This window comes from Limnobaculum parvum, assembly GCF_003096015.2.
GTDB lineage: Bacteria > Pseudomonadota > Gammaproteobacteria > Enterobacterales > Enterobacteriaceae > Limnobaculum > Limnobaculum parvum.
In genome coordinates this window covers 1006141-1030154 of the sequence record NZ_CP029185.2, presented here as the reverse complement: position 1 = coordinate 1030154, position 24014 = coordinate 1006141, and the positions used below count along the sequence as shown (strand labels likewise).

Sequence of the window (24014 nt, the reverse complement as noted above, 5' to 3'; positions counted from 1 at the left end):
TGGTGCACTGTCGCTCTCAAAAAAATCGGCAAATTATACCTGATAATGTGAGAGCCGTGACAAAGAAATGCATGATTCTGATCATGATAGGCTATAGATTGTGCTAATACTGTTAACAGAGCGCTGTTTTTTCCAATTAATCATTGGCGGTGATAAAACATCACCCCAAGCATAAGGAAATTCAAACTCAGACGATAGCAAAATGAGTTTATAAGTCAGCGATAAAAACCATAGGCAAACGTTTGCTATAACTGATAGAATGCCAGCGTTTCTGTTCAATATCACCTATCTCCATGGGGAACCCCGCAGTGACCGATAAAACTTCTCTAAGCTACAAAGACGCTGGTGTTGACATTGATGCTGGTAACGCTTTAGTCGATAGAATCAAAGGTGTCGTAAAACAAACCCGTCGTCCTGAAGTTATGGGTGGACTCGGAGGGTTTGGCGCACTTTGCGCACTGCCCCAAAAATACCGTGAACCGATTCTGGTTTCAGGTACCGACGGTGTCGGCACCAAACTTCAATTAGCTATGGACTTAAAGCGCCACGATACTATCGGTATCGATTTGGTTGCCATGTGTGTTAATGACCTGATTGTTCAGGGTGCAGAGCCGCTGTTTTTCCTCGACTATTACGCCACAGGCAAGCTGGATGTCGATACCGCTGCCCGTGTGGTCACCGGCATTGGCGAAGGCTGTAAGCAATCTGGCTGCGCGCTGGTCGGCGGTGAAACTGCCGAAATGCCCGGCATGTATCAGGGTGAAGATTATGACGTGGCCGGTTTTTGCGTTGGCGTGGTAGAAAAATCCGAAATCATTGACGGCAGCAAAGTCTCTGCGGGTGATACCCTGATAGCCTTAGCCTCTAGCGGCCCGCACTCCAACGGCTACTCACTGGTACGTAAAATTCTTGAAGTCAGCAAAACCGATCCACAGGCGACCATGCTAGCCGGTAAATCACTGGCAGACCATTTGCTAACACCAACCAAAATTTATGTAAAATCCATTTTACAAATGCTGGAGCAGATCGACGTTCACGCTATCGCCCACATTACCGGCGGTGGCTTCTGGGAAAATATTCCGCGCGTCTTACCGCAAGGTACTCAGGCAGCGATCGACGAGTCCAGTTGGCAATGGCCAGAAGTCTTTAACTGGTTACAACAGGCAGGTAACGTCAGTCGCCATGAAATGTACCGGACCTTTAACTGCGGCGTCGGTATGGTGATTGCCCTGCCGGAAGCTCAGGCGAATGCCGCCATCACACAATTACAATCTACCGGTGAAATTGCGTGGAAAATCGGCACTATCAAAGCGTCTACGTCTGATGAGCAGGTGGTTATCGGCTAATGAAAACTATTGTTGTTCTAATCTCCGGTAGCGGCTCTAATCTTCAGGCCCTCATTGATGCCTGTGATAATGAGCAAATTAACGGAACCATCAGTGCGGTGTTCAGCAATGTTCCCGAAGCTTATGGATTGGTACGGGCACAGCAATCTGGCATTGTTACGGAAGTGGTTGAGCCCAAGTATTTTAACAGCCGTACCGATTATGACTTAGCGCTGGCGGATACCATCGATCGCTATAAACCCGACCTGATCGTTCTCGCTGGTTATATGCGTATTCTGAGCCCGATATTTGTTAATCGCTATGCGGGGAAGTTGCTAAATATTCACCCTTCCCTATTGCCTAAATATCCGGGTCTGCATACCCACAGTCAGGCACTGAGTAACGGGGATAAGCAACACGGTACAACCATTCACTTTGTTACCGAAGAGCTGGATGGCGGCCCGATTATTCTGCAAGCCGCAGTACCGATATTAGCTCAGGATAGCGAAGCTGAGTTGATTAAACGTGTACAAATTGAAGAGCATCGCATCTATCCGCTAGTTGTCAGTTGGTTTATGGATGGCCGACTGGCAATGCGTGAGGGCAAAGTCTGGATGGATAATCAACCTTTACCGCCTCACGGGTACGCCGATGTCTGATAAAAGGTCTATGGCTAGGATATCCATTATCAGTGTTGTAGCCGGATCTTGCTGCCCCTAGCCTAAAATAGCGCTACCAGCCAAATACGGTTCCCTGATCGGTAGATTTATCTGCCGCCCCCTGATCTCTGATCCTCTCCATGCGGCGATCCCTTTTCATGCTATTGGAGTCAGCGTCATAATCATAAATCGGTTGTTCCCGATCGTTAACAACACAGCCGGAGCCACGCGGGCAAGGTTCCGTGTAAGACTGGGAAGTACATCCCAGTAAAAACAGCGCAATACAAGAGATTAACGATATTCTAATCATAAAGATTCCGACCTCATCACTACGGGATAATGACTACAGTTAATGATAGTCCATCGAATTATACAAGGAGGATATTAGCGAGCTTTACACAGGCACCTGAAGTCTGTCATCTTGTCCATTATCTTCCGGCATCATCAGAACAATTATCGCTAGTCTAGCTTGTGATATTTTTATCTCACAGCACACTCACTTTCTTGCATTACGCTAACCAACCGGCATGATAACGAACAATAAAGGAATAACATGACCATCCGAGTAGCTATTAATGGATTTGGCCGTATTGGTCGCAGCGTTTTACGCGCTTTATACGAGTCAGAACATCATAAAAAAATCAGTGTGGTTGCTATCAATGAATTAGCCGACCCTAATGGTATGGCGCACTTATTGAAATATGATTCAACCCACGGACGCTTTGCCCGTCGCGTCCGCCAAGAAGGCAGAATGCTATGGGTAGATGATGATGCAATGCAGCTATTTCATCACAAAGAGATTGCCAATCTGCCGTGGAAATCATTGGACGTAGATATCGTACTGGATTGCAGCGGCGTTTACGGCAGCCGTGCCGATGGTGAAGCGCATATTGCAGCCGGTGCGAGAAAGGTTCTTTTCTCCCATCCAGGAGGAAACGACTTAGATGCAACCATTGTGTATGGCGTTAACCACCATGAATTGAAAGCTGAACACCGTATCGTTTCCAATGCGTCTTGTACCACTAACTGCATTATTCCGATAATCAAACTATTGGATGACAACTTTGAAATTCGCTCCGGCACGGTAACCACCATTCATGCTGCAATGAACGATCAGCCCGTCATTGATGCTTACCACAAAGACTTACGCCGCGCCCGTGCCGCTAACCAGTCAATCATTCCCGTAGATACCAAATTGGCAGCAGGGATTACCCGTATCTTCCCTAAGTTTTGCGATCGTTTTGAAGCGATTTCGGTGCGAGTGCCCACCATCAATGTAACGGCGATCGACCTGAGCGTTACGCTGGAAATACCGGTGAGCGTACAGGATGTCAATCAACTGTTTGTACAGGCGGCTAAACATACCTTTCAGGGTATTGTGGATTATACCGAACTGCCGCTGGTCTCCACCGATTTCAACCACGACCCGCACAGCGCCATTGTCGATGGTACACAAACCCGAGTCAGCGGTCAGCATCTGGTAAAAATGCTGGTATGGTGTGATAACGAATGGGGATTTGCTAACCGTATGCTGGATACCACACTGGCTATGGTTGCCAGTGAGCAGTTATCGGAAGAAAGCTCCGCTGAAAAAGTCACGGAACACAGTCTGTAGTCTTCACTGTGTTTGTTACCTGACAGGAAAACCTAATAAATAAGCGTCAATGGACAATCCGGTCGTAAAACCTAAAGCGCGTATATTAGTTTCGTGCTCGACCGGAAGACCATCTGAACTCAACCATAGAGTGTGTCGGGCCTAGCCCGTTAGTTAATTACAGAAGATTTTATTATCACCACCAGCGATGAAAATGGTGTACCGGGCCGATGCCGTGCCCCACTTCCAGACTGTCCGCCATGATCAATGCCTGCTGCAAATAATCTTTAGCCATTTGTACCGTCTGCGCCCAGCTATCACAGCGAGGGCGTAACGCTGCCAGCGCGGCGGAAAGCGTACACCCGGTTCCGTGGGTATGTTTCGTAGCGATTCTTTTGGCACTAAAGCGCAGCGTTTGCTGTGGGGTAATCAACCAGTCCGGGCTTTCCGCCTCACTTAAATGACCGCCTTTCATTAACACCGCCGAACAGCCCATCCCTAACAGCGCTTTCCCTTGCTCCAACATTTCTGACTCACTGGTGGCAACAGGACAATCAAGCAGAGCGGCAGCTTCCGGTAGGTTAGGCGTAATCAGAGAAACTATCGGCAACAACTGACGGCGAATGGCCTCTACTGCATCCAAAGCCAGTAACGGATCGCCACTTTTCGCTACCATCACGGTATCCAGCACCACATAAGGAATGGGGTAGCGTTTTAATGACTCAGCCACGACCTGTACAATATCTGATTCGGCCAACATGCCAATTTTGGCACTGTCGATACGCACATCGTCCAGCACCGAACTAAGCTGGGCTGCCACAAAATCAGGCTCAATGCGATAAACTGACTGCACACCGAGGGTGTTTTGTGCAACCAACGCGGTTATCACGCTGGTACCATAAGCACTCAAGGCAGAGAAGGTTTTTAAGTCAGCCTGTATGCCAGCACCGCCGCTGGGGTCGGTACCGGCAATAGTTAATGCATTAATTCTCATAATGTTTTACCCATCAGGTGTTCTGGTTGCAGTTGATAAAGTAAATCAAGAAAACGAGGAACAAAACTCCCCGGCCCGGTCGCTGCTCCGGCAGCCATACCACCGCAAAAGGCCATCATCATGCAGGCACTGGCAACCAGCTCGAGAGCCTTCTCTTTATCCAGTGATAAAAATGCGGCCACTACCGCCGATAACGCGCAGCCCGTTCCCACCACTCGGGTCATTAACGGATCGCCAAAAGGTAAGGCATAGCAGGTTTGACCGTCGGTCACATAATCAATAGCGCCGGTCACCGCCACGACGGCACCACTGTGGTTGGCTAACTCGATGGCGGCGGGTAGCGCAGCTAAAGAGTCATCGGTGCTGTCAACGCCGCGTCCTGCTGAGTTAAAACCGGCCAGCGCCATAACTTCGGAAGCATTACCGCGAATGGCTGTGGGTTTCATGGTCAGTAATTGGCGGGCGAAGTCGGTACGGTAGCCCAGTCCGCCGACCGCTACCGGATCCAAAACCCAAGGAACACCCGCACCATTTGCCGACGCAACGGCCAGCAACATAGCTTCTGCCTGAGTTTCATTCAGGGTTCCCACATTGACCAGAAGCCCGTTGGCAATCGCGCTAAAATCACCGACTTCTTGTCGAGCCACCACCATTGCCGGTGAAGCACCTAAAGCCAGCAGAACATTGGCGGTAAAATTTTGCACCACCTGATTCGTCAGGCAGTGAACTAAGGGGGAAGCGGTTCGTAGTTGCGTCAGCCAATGGGCCGCAGCAGAAGCGGGAAAAGGTTGAAGGTTGTGAGATAAATTCATAAAGCTCCCAACCGGCGTTAAAGAAGGCAGTACCGGTGGGATACCGTGACTTCCCTACGCTGGCATAATCCAGATCAGGTAATACGGGTGATATCTCAGCCGCTGTACATGTTGCACAGGGCACCCCGAGTCGAAGTAACATATTAGACGATTGAGTCAAAGGATCAAGACATTGTCGGGGGAATCATTAACGTTCCCGCAATGCCTCCTGCACCTTATTCAGCGGTTTAATCAAATAATCCAGCACCGTCTTCTGTCCGGTTTTAATCTCTACGTTGGCAACCATGCCGGGCATAATCGGAAAACGCTTACCGTTTTTATTATGCAGATCGGCATTTTTGGTGCGTACATAAACCCGATAATAGTACTGATCTCGCCGCACCTCATCCTGTATGGTATCCGGTGAAACCACCACCACGGTTCCATCCAGATTGCCATAAATAGAGGAGTCGTAAGCGGTAAGTTTGACCGTTGCCGGAAGATCTGGCCGAATATACGCGATATCACGCGGGTTGATTCGGGTTTCAATCAGCAGATGGTCTTCCAGCGGCACAATCTCCATTAACTTACCGCCCGGAGGCAAAACGCCGCCCACGGTGGTGACCTGAATATCTTTTACCACACCATGCACCGGAGAATAGAGCGTGGCGCGATCCAGTTGATCGGCTTTGCCCGTCATCCCCTCCATTTGGGCATCCAGCTCGGCGTTATTTTTTACCTGTTCCTCACGCGCCCGCACCGCATACTGATTACGTGCTTCATCAATTTTTCCCTGTAACTCAGAGGCCTGACGCTGCAAGCGAATCACTTCAACCCGGCTGGCGGCCCCTTTTTCAATCAGTGGCTGGGTCATTTTCAGTTCGGCGTTAACCAGATCGTACGAACGCTGCAAGTTGGAAACCGTTTCGTCCCGATTACGCCGCCTTGATTCATACAGTTGACGTTCCCGCGCCACCAGTTCTGGTTCCTGTAATGTATCGGGACTGAATTCCAGCGGTGCCCCAGTCAATTCAGAACGCAAACGCTCTGCAGAGGCTCGCAGAGTTCTAACCCGTGATGCCGCCTCACCATAGTTAGACTGGAAACGTTTAGGATCGAGCTGGGCCAGCACCTGTCCCTTGTTAACAATGTCGCCTTCATGTACCGGCATGGCAGAAACAATGCCGCCATCCAGACTCTCTATGACCTGAGCGCGAGTTGAAGGCGTCACTTTCCCCGTTCCCACGGTCACTTCATCTAATGAAGCAAAACTCGCCCAGATAAACAGCAGTATTCCACCCAATAACGTCAGCCAAACCACTGATGAATGACGGCGTCCTTGCTGGGCCATATCTTCCTGCATTGATAGTTCAGTCATGGCTTTATCCTCAAGCGACGATAGATGCGACATGGGTGTTATGGCGAGCCTGATTCAGGATCTCATCGCGTGGGCCATCTGCGACAATTTTTCCCCCATCAACCACCACAATACGATCCACCAAAGCCAGTAACGCCGGACGATGCGTCACTAAAATCAGTGAACGACCAACCAGCCAACACTGGAGCTGGCGGATAACATAGCTTTCCAGCTGTTCATCCATGGATGCGGTAGGTTCATCCAGTAATACCACCTGTGGATTTCGCACAATGAGTCGACTCAACATCACCATCTGGCGCTGGCCTCCGGATAACCCTCGCCCACCTTCGTTTATTAACCGGTCAAGACTGGAAGCATCCTGCTGCACCAGCGTTAATGCCCCGCTGATGCGTAAGGCCTGAATCAGTTCCTGGTCGGTAGCATGAGGGTGACCCAGCATCAAATTCTGACGCAGAGTGCCAAAAAATAGCCGCGAGTCTTGTGACAGGTAGCCCACCTGACGCCGGATATCCGCCGGATCGATTTGCGCCATGTCGACACCGTCGATAATAACTTTTCCCTTGGTGGCTAATGCCTGCCCGGACAGCAGACGCAGCAGAGTTGATTTCCCCATCCCTACCTTGCCAAGAATCGCTATCCGCTCGCCCGGCTTAATATCCAGACTGGATATCTGTAGCGCTAAATCACTTTTTTCTTCGTCATAGCTATATTGCACATCTTTTAGCTGGTAATGACCGGCCAAAACCGGGCAGCGCGCCATCGGTTTTTCCGTATTGCGATCCAACGGTTTTTTAAGCAGATCGTTAAGCCCGGTCATGGCGCTTTTGGCATGCTGCCAGCGCGAAAACACCATAGTGAGCTGCATCAGGGGAGCAATGGTGCGGGAGGACAATAAACTACAGGCCACCATCGTACCGGTGGTAATCGTGCCCTCCAGTACCAGATAGGCACCAAATACCAGCATTCCCGCGTAAGTTATTTGCTGAACCGACGATGCCCAACCGCTTAATCTCGCGCCCCATACCCGCTGTTTCATGCCAATCGCAGCACTCACTTTGTGCGTTTGTTCCCACTGGCGCTGGAAGTAAGGCTCGGCCTGTAACGCTTTAATGTCTTCAACACCCTCGATTGATTCCACCAATACCGCATTACGCAGCGCACTTTCACGCATTCCTTCTTTGGCTAATTTGGCCATCGGCCACTGTACCAGCAAACCGGGAATGACAATCAGCGGAATGGCCAACAGTGGAATCAACACCAGTTCACCGCCCACCGCAGCCATAATAGCCAAGAACAGCAGTACAAACGGCATATCCAACGCGGCGCCAACGGTGGTTGAAGTGAGCAATTCACGTACCTGATCGATTTCTCTCAGTTGAGAAATAAAGGAGCCTGTCGATTTGGGACGCGCATCATTTTTAATCGCCAGCGCACGCGTAAAAAACATCGAAGACACTTTTAAATCGATATGCTTACCCATCAAATCCGAAATATGGGTACGCGACAGGCGAATAAAAAACTCCATTAACGCTGCCAGCAACACCCCAAAAAACAGCACCCATAATGTGGGATAAGACTGTGATGGAATAACTCGGTCATACACTTGCATGGAGAACAATATTCCCGCTAGCGCCAAGACATTACTGATAATCGAAGCCAGTGAAATTTCCGCTAACTGTCGACCGGTATGGCGAAAATGACGCCAAAACCAGTGCTCACGGTAAGGCTGTACAAACTCATCAATACGTGAGTCCTGCCCGCGGGCGGCAATGCCCAGCAACACCACATCGGGCTGAATACGGGCAAGCAGTTCAGGCAACGGCTCTTCCCGAAGCAAGTCGCCCCCCTCTCCCAGCCAATAAACAGCGCGCTGCTCTTCATCCAATGACTCCAGAACAATCAGTGAGCCATCCTGCAACTGTGCCATCACCGGCAGGATCTCATTGCGCCAGCGAACATTGGCCGCCGGCTGAATTTTTACCTGCATGTTCATCAGGTTACTTAATCGCTCCAACCGGCGAGGCAGCGGTAAGCTCTCATACCAGCGCATTTGCTGGCGCAGCGCATGAATATCGGTCGAGATGCCGAAACGCCCGGCAGCCCGGGACATTGCGATTATCCAGTTATCAGAATTAGGTAAATTAGCCATTAAGACGATCCTCCAAGTGTCGGGAGGTCATCGCCGGTCACTTTTTGACGTTCGATCCCCAACATATCTAACAAGTTATCGACTGCACCGGCATAGCGTACTGCGGCATCCCAAGCGTCGTAGCGAGCCATAATGGCGGCGTTATCTGCCTGTAAAACATCTTGTTCAACGCTGAGTAAGTCATTCAAACTACGTTTGTTCAGGCGATATTCATCCTGATAGACGCTGCGCGTTTGTCCCGCGCTGGCTTGCTGTGCTTCTCCAGCCTGCTGGCGCTGCTGTGCGCCTAGCAGATCCGCATAAGCGGTTGAGGCTTTTTGATCGATATCCAGCTTGCTGGCTTCAACTTCAGCCTGTGCATTCTGGCGTTCCCCTTCGGCAGCATCGACCCGAGCCGAGGTGGCACCACCTTGATAAATAGGCGCGTCGACCACCAGCTGTACCTGATCGTCCCAATACGAACCGTCGCCATCGGCATAACGGGTGCGCCCAGCCTGTACTGAAATGGTGGGCCAATGTTGAGCTTTAGCCTGTTGGATGCGCTTCTCGGCGGCCAGTTGTTTAGCTTGGGTGCTGCGTACCGCGTTATTTTGTTGATAGGGTAATGACTTAACGGAAATTTTTTGTCCCAACAGATCTTTCGGTAAATCCGGATAGTCAGTCGCAACAACGCCGGTCAACGCCGATAGCGAAGCCTGCGCCGACATCACCTGAGCCTGATACTGCTGATAGGTGGCTTTCATACCGGCAATACGCGTTTCTGCCTGTAATACATCTGATTGAGAGCTTAATCCTGCCTCTGCGCGCAGCGTGGCCATTTCTCGGACGCTTTCAAGGGAAGCCAGATTACGCTGCGCTGCCTGCGCCAACTCCTGATAGCGTTTGACCTGAAGATAACTCTGTAGGGTTTGTTGCCCCACGCCATTTAGGGTGCTGTAAAGCTGATAATTGTAGGCATCGGATAAATCATGTTGCTCATCAATGCTGCCTCCGGTTTTACCAAAGTCATACAGCAGTTGTTTTAGGTTAAGGCCAACGGAACCATTATTATCCAACGAACCTGAAGAATCGGTTTGATGAGAACGGCCTACGCCCCCCTGCAATGAAACTTGGGGAAACCAACCGCTTTTCGCCACGTTCAGGTTGGCTTTCCCTACGCGAATTTGTGCTGCGGCCTGCGCTATTTGCGGGTTGCGGGCAAATGCCCGCAGAACCGCTTCATGAATGGATAAACTGGATTGGTTTTGTTCACTGGGCGCAACCTGCCACTGATACTCTTCTGCCGCATAGCTTACGGGCGGAAAAGTTAGAAATAGGCTACTTAATCCACAACATAACCCGATGATATAACCAGAGGGCCGAACAGTGGATCGATGTTCGGCACGGGGACAATGTTTGGTGTATTTCATTTTTCCCACATTCTATTAGATGATGGTTGTTATAAATAATGCTATACCAGAGTCGATCCCTATCTCTGACCGGTGCGACCAATGATCGCACCGGTGTTTACTGCTTAAACCAGATTAACGTGCAAGCCTTGCTGAACCAGAACATCGCCCAGCGTGTTATTCCCTTGGGATGAATTGTGATAAACGTCGTAAATCACCCCGCCAATGGTGCTCTGTCCATTTAAGTTCCAGATGTCGCCCTGACCATGAACCAAATTGACCTTATCCCCTTCAGAACCCTTAATCAGTAGCTGCTCCTGAGTTGGATCTTTAACGTTAAGCGCCTCATTCAGATCCAAGGTGATGCTGTTGCTACCGGACAGACCCAGATCGAAGATATCGATATGAGTTATCTTCTCGCCCAGTTGGGTAAGATCCAGATGGAGGTTCGCGCCATCCAACACCAAGGTGTCGACGCCGGCACCGCCATCGATATAGCTAAAGCCCAGCGTACTCAGGTGAATCACATCGTTTCCACTGCCCCCTTGAACGCTGCTTCCGCTATTGTGGGTTCCATCGGCTAAATCGATGCTCACCCCGCCAATGGTGAAGGTTCCCGAAACTGCGGCAGCACTCTTCTCCGCCGTAGCTGAAGCGTCATTGCTTGAAGTCAACGTGGAACTCAGGCGCTCTTCCGTTGTGCTTTCCGTCGAAAGGAGTGGAGTGGTATGTAAGGCATCAGAATTGGCAGAGGCATCCGCTTCGTGCATCAAGGGTTCTGCCTGTGCGGTAACAGCCAGCAGAGGCAGATTCAGCACCGTGCCCAACCCCAAATCGACGCTAAATCCGTTTTGTGCCTCATCCTGTGCGGACAGATGAAGAATCGGCGTCAGTAGATTCAGCGACAGTAACTGAAGCAGCGTCAGGTGAATGTTGGCACTCCAACTTCCATCCGTTTTGACCTGGGCTACGACCGAAGCCAGCCCCAGCAGTGAAACATTGACCTCAGCCCCCACTTTAAGGTTGCGTGAGCTACCGCCAATCGTCAGCCCCTTGCTCAATAGGGTTGGAATATCCAGCGTGGCTAATGGGTTGTAGGAGAGCAACGGCGGACTCAGCTTAACGTAGACATCTGTTCCGATGGTTTTACTGTTGCCAACCTTATCGGTGACCGTCACCCCGACGTGCAGTGAACCGTCTTTCAATAAGTTCAGTACGCTGGATGATAGATCCAGCGACCAAGTTCCATTTGCTCCCACAGTCGCGGTGTAATTGGTACTGCCCAGCGAGACCACTACGCTTCCCCCCACCAAATTGCTCAACGTTCCGCTCAGGGTTTGGGTTTGTCCCGCATCGAGGATATTCAGAATACTGTCGTTACCAAACAGGCTACCCAGTAAAATATCCGGTAAGTTGTGCGTGATAACATCCAGTTTGCCAAGGGCATTCGCCACTTCTCCGGCTGCGTTGGTCAAGGTTGCATTGACGTCGAAGTTACCATCCGCCAATGCCGACAGGTCCAGCTTCGGCACGCTTAGCGTCCATTTACCATTGGCATCTACTGTCGCGGTGTAATGGTTCAGCCCCAACGTGATATTAACGATTGAGCCTTCCGCATTGGTTGCACTACCGCTAATAACCTGTGCATTCAGGATATCCGTCGCGTTCAGACCGCCATTGTTAAAGATGCTGTCCAGTGACAAGGTTGGTAGTACGTGAGAAATCACATTCAGCAACCCACTGGATGTGGCAACGTTCCCCGCCACATCTTTAACCGACACGTCTACGCTAAAGTTGCCGTCCAACAAGGCTTTCAGATCCAGAGGCGGTATCGATAACGACCATGCTCCACCGGTACCCACTTTAGCGGTATATGCCAGACTGCCCAGCTTCACGCTGATTTCCGCCCCAACCGCCAGATTAGCACTGGTGCCGCTAATCACCTGTGATGTCAGTAAATCCACCAGGCTAAGAATGCCATCACCAAAAATCGAACCAATGGAGATGGTCGGCAAGTTGTGAATAATGGTATTCAGTGAGAGACCCGCACTGGCGGTATTCCCCACGCTATCGCTGACCGATACGCTGACGGCCAATGGCCCATCAGGCAATAAGCTCAGGATATTGGATGGGATCGTCGTGCTCCAAGTGCCGTTCGGATTAATCGTCGCCGTCAGCGTATTATCACCCACCTTAATGGCGACACTACCCGTGGTAAGATTCGTCACGGTTCCGCTGATTAACTGAGCCGCGCCAGCTTCCAGATGATTGAGGAAGCCATCGCCATTAAACAGAGGATCGAGGTTAATTTGCGGCAGATTTTTCAACCCAACCACCACGTTGGCACTGCCGGTGTTGGTGTTGCCATCCGGAGTGGTAATGGTAATTGCCGCCGTGAGAGGCCCATCAGGTAACTGAGACAAATCAGACGGTAACAGGGCAATCGAAAACGAACCGTTTGCCAGCGTGATACCGGCGAAGGTTTTCCCTCCCAGCAGAACACTCACTTTAGTGCCTTCCGGCGCATTGCCTATGGTTCCACTGATGAGCTGTGATGCGCTGGCATCCACCGCATTCAGCAGGCCATCGCCAAATACCGATACGGTTTGCAACAGCGGAGCCAACAGCGAAAGATGCACGCCCGCGCTCACGTTTACTGGGTTATCCGCAATATCGGTGGCGCTAGCCGAAACGGTAATATCACCGCTGCCAATACCTTTCAGGATATTAATAATCGATGGGGTCAGTGCCACGCTCCAACTGCCGTCGTCCCCCACGACCGCGCTAAGGGTTGAAGAACCCGCAATGCTTAGTGTAATGGTTCGCCCCGTCAGCCCGGTTGCGGTTCCGCCGATGGATACCAGCCCCAGTAAATCACTCAGGCTCAATACGCCATCGCCAAACAGTGGATTAAATTTGATGGTTGGCAGGTTATGGGTGATAACGTCAAGATCGATGGATTGTTTCACCACGTTGCCACCAGCATCCGTGACGGTCACACCGACTTTAGTTATGCCATCCAGTAGCGATGTTAAATCCGCTTTAGGAATGGATACCGACCAGTTACCGTTGGAATCAACCCCTGCGCTATAAGTATTGGTACCCAGCGTTACGCTAACCGATGTTCCCGCCGCCATATTGCCAATCTTACCGCTAATCAGTTGATCGAGGGCAGTTTCAGCTTTATTCAGGAAGTTATCCCCAAACGCGATGATATTGTTGATGACAGGCAAATCAGTCAGCGCTAATCCGGTATGCACCAGTTGATTAACAGTATTGCCATTGGCATCGGTAATACCGATATTTACATCGAGAGTTTTTTGCGTCAGGCCCAGCCATAAATCAGGGGTAAGGTCGATACTCCACTTACCATTGTTACCCACATTGGCGGTGAAGGTTTGCCCCAGTAGCGTTACGCTAACCTTCGCTCCGTTGTAGTCACCGGTTGCGGTTCCACTCAAGGTTTGTATCAGCAGTGATTCTGCCAGATTCAAAATACCGTCCGGCCCAAAGATGGTGCTGATTCCGGCCCCCAATGTGCTGTTCAATGCGACATTGAGGCCTACGTTCACTGACGTAACGTTACCGGCACTATCCCCTACACTGACGTTAATAACCTGCGGGCCATCCGTCAGTGTCTCTAATTGTAGGGTTGGGAAATTAACCTTCCAGTTACCGTTATCATCAACAATGGCCGACAACTGCAATGGCCCCAGTTTTACCGTTACGTTATCCCCCGGATCGCCTTTTCCACCTAACGGTAAGCCAAGCAGAATTTCCGCCGCCGTCAGTACGTTTCCTACGCCGAGAGCGTCAACCGTCAGGAATGGCGTAATCGTGTCGACCGTAATGGGGTGGGTCACACTGGTGAGGTTACCGGCCTTATCCGCCAGTTCAACCACGATGTCCTGAGGCCCTTGTGGCAACGACTTCAGCTCTGCTGAACTCAGTGACAGACTCCAGCTACCGTCACTCTGCACCGGAGCATAATGGGTTACGCCATGTAATGTGATTGACACGTTAGTGCCAATTTCACTGCCGGTACCGCGAAGAATCTGTACGCTTCCCGCTTCAGAAACGTTTAGCACATCGTTTCCGGCAAAAACGCCTACCGAAAGTTGAGGTGGAATGCGATCAACCAAAATATTGGCTGATGCGGTTGCGCCACTGAGGGTTGATGCAGATAAAACATAGTTACCATCAGGCAGCGGTGCAATGGAAGGAATCGAGACACTCCACTTACCGTCGGGAGCAATGATGGCCGCCGGAATCGATAAGTTGCCAAGGCTCAGGCTAATCAATTGTAAAGCCATAGAGGGATCGGCTGTTCCACTGATAGTTAGCATTCCGCCTGATTCAATCAGGTTGATGGCGTTGTCTCCCGCTACCGGATCGAGAGTCAGGAATGGGGTCGGTTCCGCAATGTCTACCACGAGGCTGATTGCCGATGCGTCGGCACTGTTACCCGCTTTATCCGCTACGGTGGCAGTAATTTGCCCAGAAGCCAGCAATACCAGTTCTGCCGGCGTTAATGCAATAGACCAACTACCATCGGTGGTCACCAACGCACTTCGGCTCAGACCACCAATACTGATTTGTACCGTTTGCCCTACCTCTACATTGCTGGTGGTACCACTCAAAATCTGAGTTTGATGACTTTCCGCATAGTTCAGTGTGTTGTCACCGGCAAAAGCATTGATGCTAATGGTTGGTGGTGTCAGGGAGAAATGCGCCAATCCACTCACGCTGTTAGTATTCAGCGCTTCATCGGTCACGGTAACCACAATCGGTTTATCGCCGTTACCCAGCCCTTTCAGTTCATTCGATGTCAGGAGCAGAGACCAAGTACCGTCATTATTCACGATGGCATCATGATCGATACCACCAATAGAAACGCTGACTTTTGCTTTGCTCGAATCCCCCACGACATTCAGTTGTCCACTTAGCGTCTGATCGGCACCGGACTCGCTGATACTCAGATAGGTATCACCAAACGGCGTTGCCAACGTTGGCTGCGGCAAAGAGAACTGAGTAGAGAAATTCTGGGTGATAGAGGTGCTGTTACCCGCTGCATCAGTGACGGTCAGACCAATCGGATAGGTACCTCCACTCATCAGCGTTGACAGTGCATTGGCCGGAATATTGGCTGACCAGTTACCGTTAGCATCGATAATCGTTGGGTAAGAAACACCGTTAATGGTTAAGGTTAACGTTGCACCCAGCCCGGAAATATTGGCGTTGGTGGTTCCGGTGATTGCCGCGATGTTTCCGGCCTCACTGAGATTAAGAATGCCGTCGCCAAACGGTGGTTCAATGGTCAGGGTTGGCAGCGTTAATAGCGCATTAAAACTGAGATCCTGTTGCGAGGTATTACCCGCTCTATCCGTCACCGTCACCTGAACATCATGTTCACCGGTTCCTAACGCATTGAGTGCCGTACTGTCTAGGCTTACGCTCCATTGACCGGTGGCTAATACCGTCACGGTTTGCGGTTTGCCATCGATGGTTACCGTCACCGTTTGCCCTGCTCCGGTAATGCCGGTGGTTCCACTAATAACCTGTCCGGTTAATGAATTCGCCTCCGCTATATTCAGTAAACCATCGCCGAAAGGCAGATTAATTTTGGCATTTGGCAGTGTATGGGTCAGCACTTCTACCGAGGCACTACCGTTAACCGTATTGCCCGCACTGTCGCTGGCAATAATGGTGACGGGCCAAGTGCCATCCGGCAGCGCCTTCAGATCGTCAGAGGTCAGTGACAGGCTCCAGTTACCGCTACTATCTACAGTAGCGGAATAGGATTGACCATTGATGCTAACCGTTACGCTTTGGCCCTCTCCGGTCACATGGGTTGAACCGGTAAGCGTTCCACCCACTGCCGCTTCGGCAGCATTCAATATTCCATCCGTAAACGGTAAATCGATGGTTGGTGCCGGTAGATGATGGATCACCACATCGAAGATTAACCCGCCGCTGGTGGTGTTATTGCCTACCCGATCAGAGATCGTCACGCTTATGTCGTGAGGCCCATCCTCCAGCGCTAACAGTGCATTTGGCGGGAGTAAAACCGTCCAGTTACCATTAATATCAACCGAACCGGAATATGTCGTGTCATCAAGGTTTAGGTCAACCGTTTGCCCCAATCCTGTCAGGCCGCTCCTACCGGTAAGAATCTGCCCGGAGGTCGCCTCAGATAAATTCAGCACGTCGTCACCAAACAGCGGGGTGTTAAGCTCGGCGATAGGTAAAGTATGTACTAACGCATCCACTGAGCTTAAGGCCGAGGTCGTATTGCCGACTGAATCTACCGCCGTAAGCACAATAGGCACCGTACCATCGGTTAATGACAGCAGTGCGCCTGGGGGAATAGTGGCACTCCAGCGACCATCACCCGTAACGACTACCGGGTAGCTTTGACCACCAATGGTGATAGTTATCGATCCCGTCGCGCCCAATTCTGTGGTCGTTCCGGTAATCACGCCGCCAGCCGTTGCTTCAATAATATTCAGTAAGCCATCGGTAAAAGGCTGGTCCAGGGTGACTACCGGCAATGCAGTTGCTACCGCCAGATTTAGCGATCCTGAACTGATATTACCCGCCTCATCCGCTACCGATACCTCTATCACCGACACCTTGCCGGAAGTTAAAGCCAGCAGCTCACTGGCTGATAAGGCTAACTGCCAATGGCCATCGCTATCGGCAGTAACTTGAGTCGTTACGCCATTCAGAGTGATATTCACTGTCAGATCGGCTTCCGTGGTGCCACTTAATAGCTGGCCCAGCGAAGCCTCATCGAAATTAAGTACATTGTTTCCGGCAAAAATATCGATGGTTAATAATGGTGGGATGGTATCAACCTCAATCGTATGGGTAACCGTGGCGGGGTTGCCGGCTAAGTCACTGACTTCAACCGTCACCGCTTGAGAGCCTTGTGGTAATCCCTGAACTACCTGAGCAGGAATACTCAGAGACCAGTTGCCATCTGCATCAACCACTGCGGTGTATTTCACGTCGTTTAACGTTACGCTGACAATTCGTCCTTGAGTGATATTTTGCGTAAATCCACTAATCACCACATCATTTTGTGCTTCAGATCTATCGATAACGTCATTGCCAGCAATGGTATTTAGGTGAAGTTGCGGGAGGTTAACCGTATCGGTAATAACGGTAATTCCATGACTGTCTTGTGCGGTATTGCCAGCAACATCCGTCACGCTTACCGTGGCATTCAATGCCCCATCAGGCAGTTGTTGTACATCATCGGCAGGAACCGTATAACTCCAACTTCCATCCACCTGTATGGTGGTGGTGTAAGTTTTACCATTCAGGGCGATCGTCACTTCCTGATTGGGTTCTATGTCAGCCGATGTCCCCGAAATCACCAGAGGAGTCAACGACTCCATCGCATTGATATAGTTATCACCAGAAATCGCATTGATATGAATCTCGGCTGCGGTATCAAGCTGAATGGTAACCGGGAGTGTGGTGGTATTACCGGCCACATCGGTCAAGCTAAAGCTGAAGTTAACCGTTCCATCGTCGACACCCGCCAGTTCTCCCGCCGGTAATATAATCGTCCAAGAACCATCAGGCTGAACGATACCGGAGTAGGTAACGCCGGTAGAAGATAAGGTGAGCAGCACCAATTGCCCTGCATCATTCAGTGACGCAAAACCGTTAATCGAAATAGCATCCTGAATTTCCGACGCATTAAGAATATTATCGTCAGAGATAAGGTTCACGGATAACGTAGGTGGTGTTCTATCAATGTTTGCCAAACTGTCCAGCGTTGAGCTGTTGCCTGCGATATCGGTTGCAACAACAGTAATTTGCTGCTGACCATCGTCGAGTTTGACTAAATCGGTGCTAGGTAGCATCACTTGCCAGTTGCCGTTACTGTCAACGTTCGCAGTGTAATCAATGCCGTTAATAGTTACCGTTACGCTTTGTCCACTGCCGGTAATCCCCGTTGAACCACTCAGCGTTTGATCCTGATTTGACTCCTGCAAATTCAAATAACCATCACCAAAGGGAAGATTGATAGTGGCCGCAGGGAGAACCGTGGTGATTACCGTAAAGTTATGGCTGCCGGATATCACACTTCCCATATTGTCTATGGTTGAAACCACGACGCTGGCAGTGCCATCGGCTAACGCCAGCGCATCTTCTGCAGCGATTGCAACAAACCATGAGCCATTCGGCAGAACCGCAGTAACGTAAGATTTTCCGTTCAATGTCAAAGTGACCGTCGTACCGAGCAATACCCCCACCGAAGTACCGGTGATAAAGAAACCATGACTCGCTTCTTCTAGGTTGAGGTAGTTATCTTCGGTAACGGGCGCAACCGATATTGAACTGGCTAGGGTATCGACGGTAAATCCATGGGTTGTCGATATACTATTGCCGCTGAGATCGCTAACGCTAGCCTCAAAGGTGTAATAACCATCGGATAACTCAGTTAAAACCGAAGGAGAAATTGAAACGGCCCAGTTTCCCCCTGTAGTGACTTCGCCGAAGTAGGACTGACCACCCAGCACAACGGTAACCGTTTGCCCCTCTTCAACGTTGAGCACTTTACCGGTGACTAACTGATTAACCTGCTGTTCAGCGGCGCTTAGTACATCATTGCCAGCAAAAGGATAAACACTGATTAACGGTGCGCTAAATGGATTGGCATTAATTTCTACCGGATGCTGAACCAGCGCGGTATTTCCAGCAACATCCGATACGCTGACTTGAATATTTTGTTGACCATCCTGTAGCGCCGCCAGATCGGCGGCAGGAATATTCACGCTCCAACTGCTGCCATCCACGGTAGTGGTATAGGTTTGACCATTCAGAATGACGGTGATTATCTGACCGTTATCTGCACCCGACACCGTGCCAGACAGGGTTTGATCGACTAATGCCTCAGCAATATTGAGGCGATCGTCGCCCGTAAAACTATTTACCGTTAGCTGTGGCGGCACTCTGTCAACCGTCGCCGTTATTCCTAACGTGTCCGTATTACCGGCGACGTCAGTGTAAGAGACACTAATTGAAACACTGCCTTCTGGAAGCTGTTGTAACGCCCCCGCCGGTAAAGTGACACTCCAAAGCCCATCCGCATCAACGCTGGCTTGGTAAGTATCGTCACCAATCGCTACGATCACCGCCTGACCCGCGCCGTTTATTCCTGTTCTGCCGCTCAAGGTTTGGCTGTTTTGGCTTTCCTGTGCATTCAAGTAACCATCCACAAAGGGGGTATCAATCGTTAGCTGCGGCAGATCGTGAATAATAACGGTAAAGTCATGGCTGGTTGTCACTGTGTTACCGTCACTGTCTGTCACAGAGGCGGTGATGGTGGCTTTGCCATCCTGTAGCAGCTGTAAGTCATTGCTGCTGATAGCGATTTTCCAAGAACCATCCGGTTGTACAATCGCGGTATAGGTTTTACCATTTAGCATCACCGTAACGGGCTGTGCGGGATCAACATGGCTGGTGGTGCCACTAATTACCTGAGTCTGACTGGCCTCTTGAAAATTCAGATAATCATCTGTCGCTACAATCGCAATGGCAATTCCGCCCTGATTGTTATCAACGATAAAACTGTGTTCTGCCTGAGCGGTTTGTCCAGCAACGTCAGTCACGCTAACCTGAATAGTAAACGTGCCATTGGCCAGTTGAGCCAAATCCCCTGCTGGAACAATGATGCTCCAAGAACCGTCTGCCAATACCTGTGTCGTATAAGTTTGGCTGTTAAGCTCTACGGTAATCAGGCTACCCGTTTCCGCATGGGTGGTGGAGCCACTCAACAGTTGAGCGGTTTTAGCTTCTGAACCATCCAGTACATCATCACCGGCAAATGGTAGAATAGTGACCTCTGGTAATTCTGTTTTAACCGTAATAACTTGTGAAATTTGGCTGCTATTGCCGGCGACATCTTGCAGTGAAACCGTTATGGTGTCATCGCCACTGCTCAGCAGTTGAAGGTCGGATGACGGTATGGATGTACTCCACTGCCCGTTCGCACCAACCAGAGCCTGATAAGATTTTCCATTCAGCGTGATAATGACCGTCTGCCCCTGCTCGGTAATTGATGCCGAACCGGATATGGTCTGAGTGACCGCCATTTCAGAAGCGGTCAAAATATTGTCGGTAGCCAACGCTTTTATTGCCAGCGTTGGCGGCGTGGTATCTACCACGATATTGAGGGCGACTGAACCGATATTTCCGGCAATATCCGTCGCTTTGACCACCAGCGGGAAACTACCGTCAGACAGCAGTTGTAAATCCCCCGTTGGTATTGTTGTACTCCAGTTCCCTTGCACATCAACGGTAGCGACATAGCTTTTTCCGTTCAGGGAAATCACCACTGTTTGTCCCGCCCCGGTAAGGCCTGATTTTCCCTCAAGGGTTTGGTTTGACAGCGCTTCGGCAGCATTGACAATTCCATCGCCAAATGGGGTATCCAGTGTCGGTTGCGGTAGCTGATTAATCAGAACGTTTAAAATATGTTCAGTACTAAAGGTTCCCGCCGGTGCGGTTACCGACGCAGTGATGGTTGTTGCCCCATCACTTAGCAGTTTCAGGTCACTGGACGGAACCAACGCGCTCCAATGACCAGCACCATCGACAATGGCGAGGTAGCTTTTGCTATTTAAGATCACCGTAACCACAGAACCCGCATCAACGCCCGTGGTGACGCCATTGATGGATAAGTCCTGAGTTGCTTCAACCGCGCTCAGGTAATCATCATTAGAAACAATCGAAATGGAGATCCCTGACTGGTCAAGATCGACAACAAAGGTATGGGTATTGGTGGCGGTTTGCCCGTCGAGATTGGTGACCGTTGCCACAATGGTGTAGGTACCAGAGGAGAATTGCTCCAACGCCCCGGCTGGTATTGTCAGATGCCAACTGCCATCTGCATCAACCGTAGCCAGATAGGTTTGTCCACTGGCGGGCTGGAAGGTTTTTTCACTGACGAACAGAGAACGAGTTAATACGCTATTATCAGAAATATTGACCACCACCGAGCTGCCTGGTTCGGCATTCTGTGTCATCCCGCTTAGAATTTGATCGCTCTTCGATTCCGCGCTATCAATCTTATCATCGCCACCAAATGTACTAATGCTAATGGCTGGCGCAGTGATTTTAACGATATCCAACGTACCACTGGCGCTGTTACCCGCCGCATCGCTGACGGAAGCACTCACGGTATAATTTCCGTCCGATAGCGCCTGTAAATCAGTACTGGAAATTACCGTTTGCCAATTTCCTTGCCCATCCACCGTCGCGGTGTAACTATTTTGTCCGAGCGTAATCGTGATTATCTGGCCTTCTGCCCCTATCGCTGTTCCGCTGACGGTTTGATTAGCGGCTGATTCACTCGCATCCAGCGTATTATCGCCGGCAAAAGAGGAAATCGTCAGGACCGGAGGGGTAACGTCAACCGTGAAGTCATGGCTATCCTGAGCGGTTAGGCCAGCCTGATTACTCACGCTAACCTGAAGTGATGTCTTTCCATCGGCTAAAAGTTGTAGATCCGTATCAGGAACACTGACTTGCCAGCTTCCATCGGCGGCGACTTGTGTTGTATAGGTTTTGCCGCCTAAGGTGATGGTAACCGTTTGTCCGGCCTCGACATGGGTCGTAGAACCACTGAGCGTTTGAACAGATTTCACTTCAACTGCGTTAAGTACATCGTCCGTTGCGAAAGGGTTTACCGTGATGGTTGGCGTCGTAGCGCTATTGTTTCCGTTATTGTTACCGCTATTGTCTCCACCACCATTGTTACCGCTATTTCCATTATTGTTACTATTATCACCGTTGCCGAGATTACCGCCGTTATCCTGATTACTGCTGCTATGGCCTCCTCCTCCACCTCCGGAACCGCCAGCGGCAAGAGCAATGCCTGCACCGACGGCTAGAGCGCCCAGAATACCGGCAATAGCGCCCGCAGATAATCCATCGTCAAGCAGGCTGTCAGCACCGATAGTGGTATAAGTCGGTGAAATCGCTTCTGCCGCCGCGGGTCCCGGCATATCCGCTAATGGGAATACCGCGTGGTTGACCTCTTTACCATCATCAAATACCAGTTCGCTGTGTTCACCTTTTTCATCAAGGGTAAAGAAGCCCTGATAGCGTACGGTACTGCCATCTTTCATATGAACAATCAGATCGTTTCCCTGTCGTTCATAGCTGGAAACTAGCGCAGAAGTTCCATGAATTCGCACTACACTGGATTGAGTTAATGTAACTACCTGACTTCCCTGAGTATAGTGTGCCAGTTGAGCGCCATTATCTCGAGCGACAACTTCAACAGTTCCTAAGACGCTATTTTCCTGAGCCATTGATAACCCCTTGCTATATAAATTAGGTAAATGTGCCGTAAAAATCGGCATCAGTAAGTACCCCTTGATAACGGTTTCGTTACCAGAGAGTGAATCTCAGTCCGAGGGAAAAATATCCATAAGAAGAAATAAGCAATAATGAGTTTTCATTATTTTTTATTAGTAGATATATAAGCAATGATTTTCATTTACGCAAAATAAATGAGAAAAAATATTTCGATTAATTAATTTACGAAATAATTTGAAATGACAAAATCAAGAAAAATAAAAATAACAACAATAAAAACAAAGCGATATGGCAATAAAATCAAATATCCAAATAATGCAAAATAAAAGCAATAAATTAAAAATAATATAAAAAATACTTGTTAATAATTGGACTATAGTATCAAAAAAACGTTCATCTAACACATTGGACAAATAATAATTTAACAAAACAAAAGGCCTAATTTATTACTGAAAAATCACAAAGAAATAATTGGCATATAACTCGATGAAAAAGGACGTAATTGATGAAAAAAGAGGGAGGTGGATTTTTACACACATTCAGGAGAAATACACAACCTCTAATACTGATTGAGCTATACTCAATATACAAGCGGAGAGGCATAAATCATTATGGCTATCACACTTCTGTCATCTTTGTTTTAGGGCACCGAAAAAATCGATCCAGATCACACAATTGTCTGGTCACATAGGTATTCTAAAATCATATCTGACGGCAATTGACTGACAAAGAGGTAGGTTATATGACATTAAATATTACTAGCAAACAAATGGACATTACACCGGCAATCCGTTCACACGTCGAGGACCGTCTTAAAAAGCTAGATAAATGGCAGGCTCAGTTAATTAATCCGCATATTGTGTTATCGAAAGACCCCAAAGGTTTCGTCGCCGACGCAACAATCACTACGCCAAATGGCCCTCTGGTTGCAAGTGCTAAGCATGAAGATATGTATGTCGCCATCAATGAGCTACTACTCAAGCTCGAACGACAACTCAACAAAGTACAGCATAAGAGTGAAGCCCGGCGTACCGAGGGCAGCGTGAAAGAGGCCAATTTGCAGCAGCTTGAAGAAGATTAATCATTTTTTTCGTTTATCAACGCGCCTTCGGGCGCGTTTTTTTATCCCAAACTGCCCCCCTTTGCCCACTCACCACGCCCCCCTAAATAATAATAGCGGTTGACAGAACCAAAACCGCGCGGTTAAGTTAGAGGCGTCATATATCGGAGTTTTGTTATTTATGCGCTATATACCGTTTTTCTTCGCTTTCTTTTTTAGCGTCCCCTGACTGGGAGGCGATTCGTCCGTGGCTTGGAAACGAGCAGAGATAAAGCGAAGACGAACATTAAAGCCTCCCACCACCGGGGGGCTTTTTTATTGGATAAGATAAAAA

General features: G+C 49.7%; 11 protein-coding genes, 1 riboswitch and 1 other annotated feature. Of the genes, 4 read left to right on the top strand and 7 right to left on the bottom strand.

What is annotated here, in order from left to right; genetic code table 11:
• The first annotated feature begins 308 nt into the window (after positions 1-308).
• Both purM and purN read left to right on the top strand, forming a co-directional pair.
• A complete protein-coding gene (gene purM / locus HYN51_RS03915; RefSeq protein ID WP_108901645.1) occupies positions 309-1346 on the top strand; it encodes a phosphoribosylformylglycinamidine cyclo-ligase in 1038 nt (345 codons plus the stop codon).
• The gene (gene purN, locus HYN51_RS03910; RefSeq protein ID WP_108901644.1) at positions 1346-1984 is read left to right on the top strand and encodes a phosphoribosylglycinamide formyltransferase; all 639 of its coding nucleotides are present in this window, start codon (positions 1346-1348) and stop codon (positions 1982-1984) included. Before purM ends, purN begins: the two co-directional genes overlap by 1 nt.
• A gap of 73 nt (positions 1985-2057) precedes the next feature.
• Here purN and HYN51_RS03905 read toward each other — a convergent pair whose 3' ends face one another.
• Positions 2058-2294 (bottom strand): hypothetical protein, encoded by a 237-nt coding sequence (locus HYN51_RS03905; protein WP_108901643.1) that lies wholly within the window; start codon positions 2292-2294, stop codon positions 2058-2060.
• A 243-nt stretch (positions 2295-2537) separates the two neighbouring features.
• Here HYN51_RS03905 and epd point away from each other — a divergent pair, with 243 nt between their 5' ends.
• Complete coding sequence (gene epd, locus HYN51_RS03900; protein ID WP_108901642.1) at positions 2538-3599, top strand: erythrose-4-phosphate dehydrogenase; 1062 nt, start codon at positions 2538-2540, stop codon at positions 3597-3599.
• A 175-nt stretch (positions 3600-3774) separates the two neighbouring features.
• Here epd and thiD read toward each other — a convergent pair whose 3' ends face one another.
• From thiD to HYN51_RS03870, 6 genes are all read right to left on the bottom strand, one after another.
• Positions 3775-4575 carry a bifunctional hydroxymethylpyrimidine kinase/phosphomethylpyrimidine kinase gene (gene thiD, locus HYN51_RS03895; protein WP_108901641.1) on the bottom strand — a complete coding sequence of 267 codons (801 nt, stop codon included), beginning with the start codon at positions 4573-4575 and terminating at the stop codon, positions 3775-3777.
• Complete coding sequence (gene thiM, locus HYN51_RS03890; protein ID WP_108901640.1) at positions 4569-5384, bottom strand: hydroxyethylthiazole kinase; 816 nt, start codon at positions 5382-5384, stop codon at positions 4569-4571. The genes thiD and thiM overlap by 7 nt, the downstream gene beginning before the upstream one ends.
• Before the next feature lie 34 nt (positions 5385-5418).
• A riboswitch (TPP riboswitch) is annotated at positions 5419-5522 on the bottom strand.
• 49 nt (positions 5523-5571) lie between these two features.
• The gene (locus HYN51_RS03885; protein WP_108901639.1) at positions 5572-6741 is read right to left on the bottom strand and encodes an HlyD family efflux transporter periplasmic adaptor subunit; all 1170 of its coding nucleotides are present in this window, start codon (positions 6739-6741) and stop codon (positions 5572-5574) included.
• A gap of 10 nt (positions 6742-6751) precedes the next feature.
• Positions 6752-8890 (bottom strand): type I secretion system permease/ATPase, encoded by a 2139-nt coding sequence (locus HYN51_RS03880; protein ID WP_108901638.1) that lies wholly within the window; start codon positions 8888-8890, stop codon positions 6752-6754.
• Complete coding sequence (locus HYN51_RS03875; RefSeq protein WP_108901637.1) at positions 8890-10299, bottom strand: TolC family outer membrane protein; 1410 nt, start codon at positions 10297-10299, stop codon at positions 8890-8892. The genes HYN51_RS03880 and HYN51_RS03875 overlap by 1 nt, the downstream gene beginning before the upstream one ends.
• Positions 10300-10403: 104 nt before the next feature.
• Positions 10404-22613: an Ig-like domain-containing protein gene (locus HYN51_RS03870; protein WP_108901636.1), complete on the bottom strand. Its 12210-nt coding sequence runs from the start codon at positions 22611-22613 to the stop codon at positions 10404-10406.
• A 749-nt stretch (positions 22614-23362) separates the two neighbouring features.
• Between HYN51_RS03870 and raiA the strand changes: the two genes are divergently transcribed.
• A complete protein-coding gene (raiA, locus tag HYN51_RS03865; RefSeq protein WP_108901635.1) occupies positions 23363-23701 on the top strand; it encodes a ribosome-associated translation inhibitor RaiA in 339 nt (112 codons plus the stop codon).
• 159 nt (positions 23702-23860) lie between these two features.
• Positions 23861-24000, top strand: a sequence feature (Phe leader region).
• Positions 24001-24014: the final 14 nt, after the last annotated feature.

Coding starts and splice junctions, on each gene's coding strand:
- purN (WP_108901644.1), top strand. CDS start 1,346: ATGAAAACTATTGTTGTTCTAATCTCCGGTAGCGGCTCTAATCTTCAG.
- HYN51_RS03885 (WP_108901639.1), bottom strand. CDS start 6,741: ATGACTGAACTATCAATGCAGGAAGATATGGCCCAGCAAGGACGCCGT.
- HYN51_RS03870 (WP_108901636.1), bottom strand. CDS start 22,613: ATGGCTCAGGAAAATAGCGTCTTAGGAACTGTTGAAGTTGTCGCTCGA.
- HYN51_RS03880 (WP_108901638.1), bottom strand. CDS start 8,890: ATGGCTAATTTACCTAATTCTGATAACTGGATAATCGCAATGTCCCGG.
- HYN51_RS03905 (WP_108901643.1), bottom strand. CDS start 2,294: ATGATTAGAATATCGTTAATCTCTTGTATTGCGCTGTTTTTACTGGGA.
- epd (WP_108901642.1), top strand. CDS start 2,538: ATGACCATCCGAGTAGCTATTAATGGATTTGGCCGTATTGGTCGCAGC.
- thiM (WP_108901640.1), bottom strand. CDS start 5,384: ATGAATTTATCTCACAACCTTCAACCTTTTCCCGCTTCTGCTGCGGCC.
- HYN51_RS03875 (WP_108901637.1), bottom strand. CDS start 10,299: ATGAAATACACCAAACATTGTCCCCGTGCCGAACATCGATCCACTGTT.
- raiA (WP_108901635.1), top strand. CDS start 23,363: ATGACATTAAATATTACTAGCAAACAAATGGACATTACACCGGCAATC.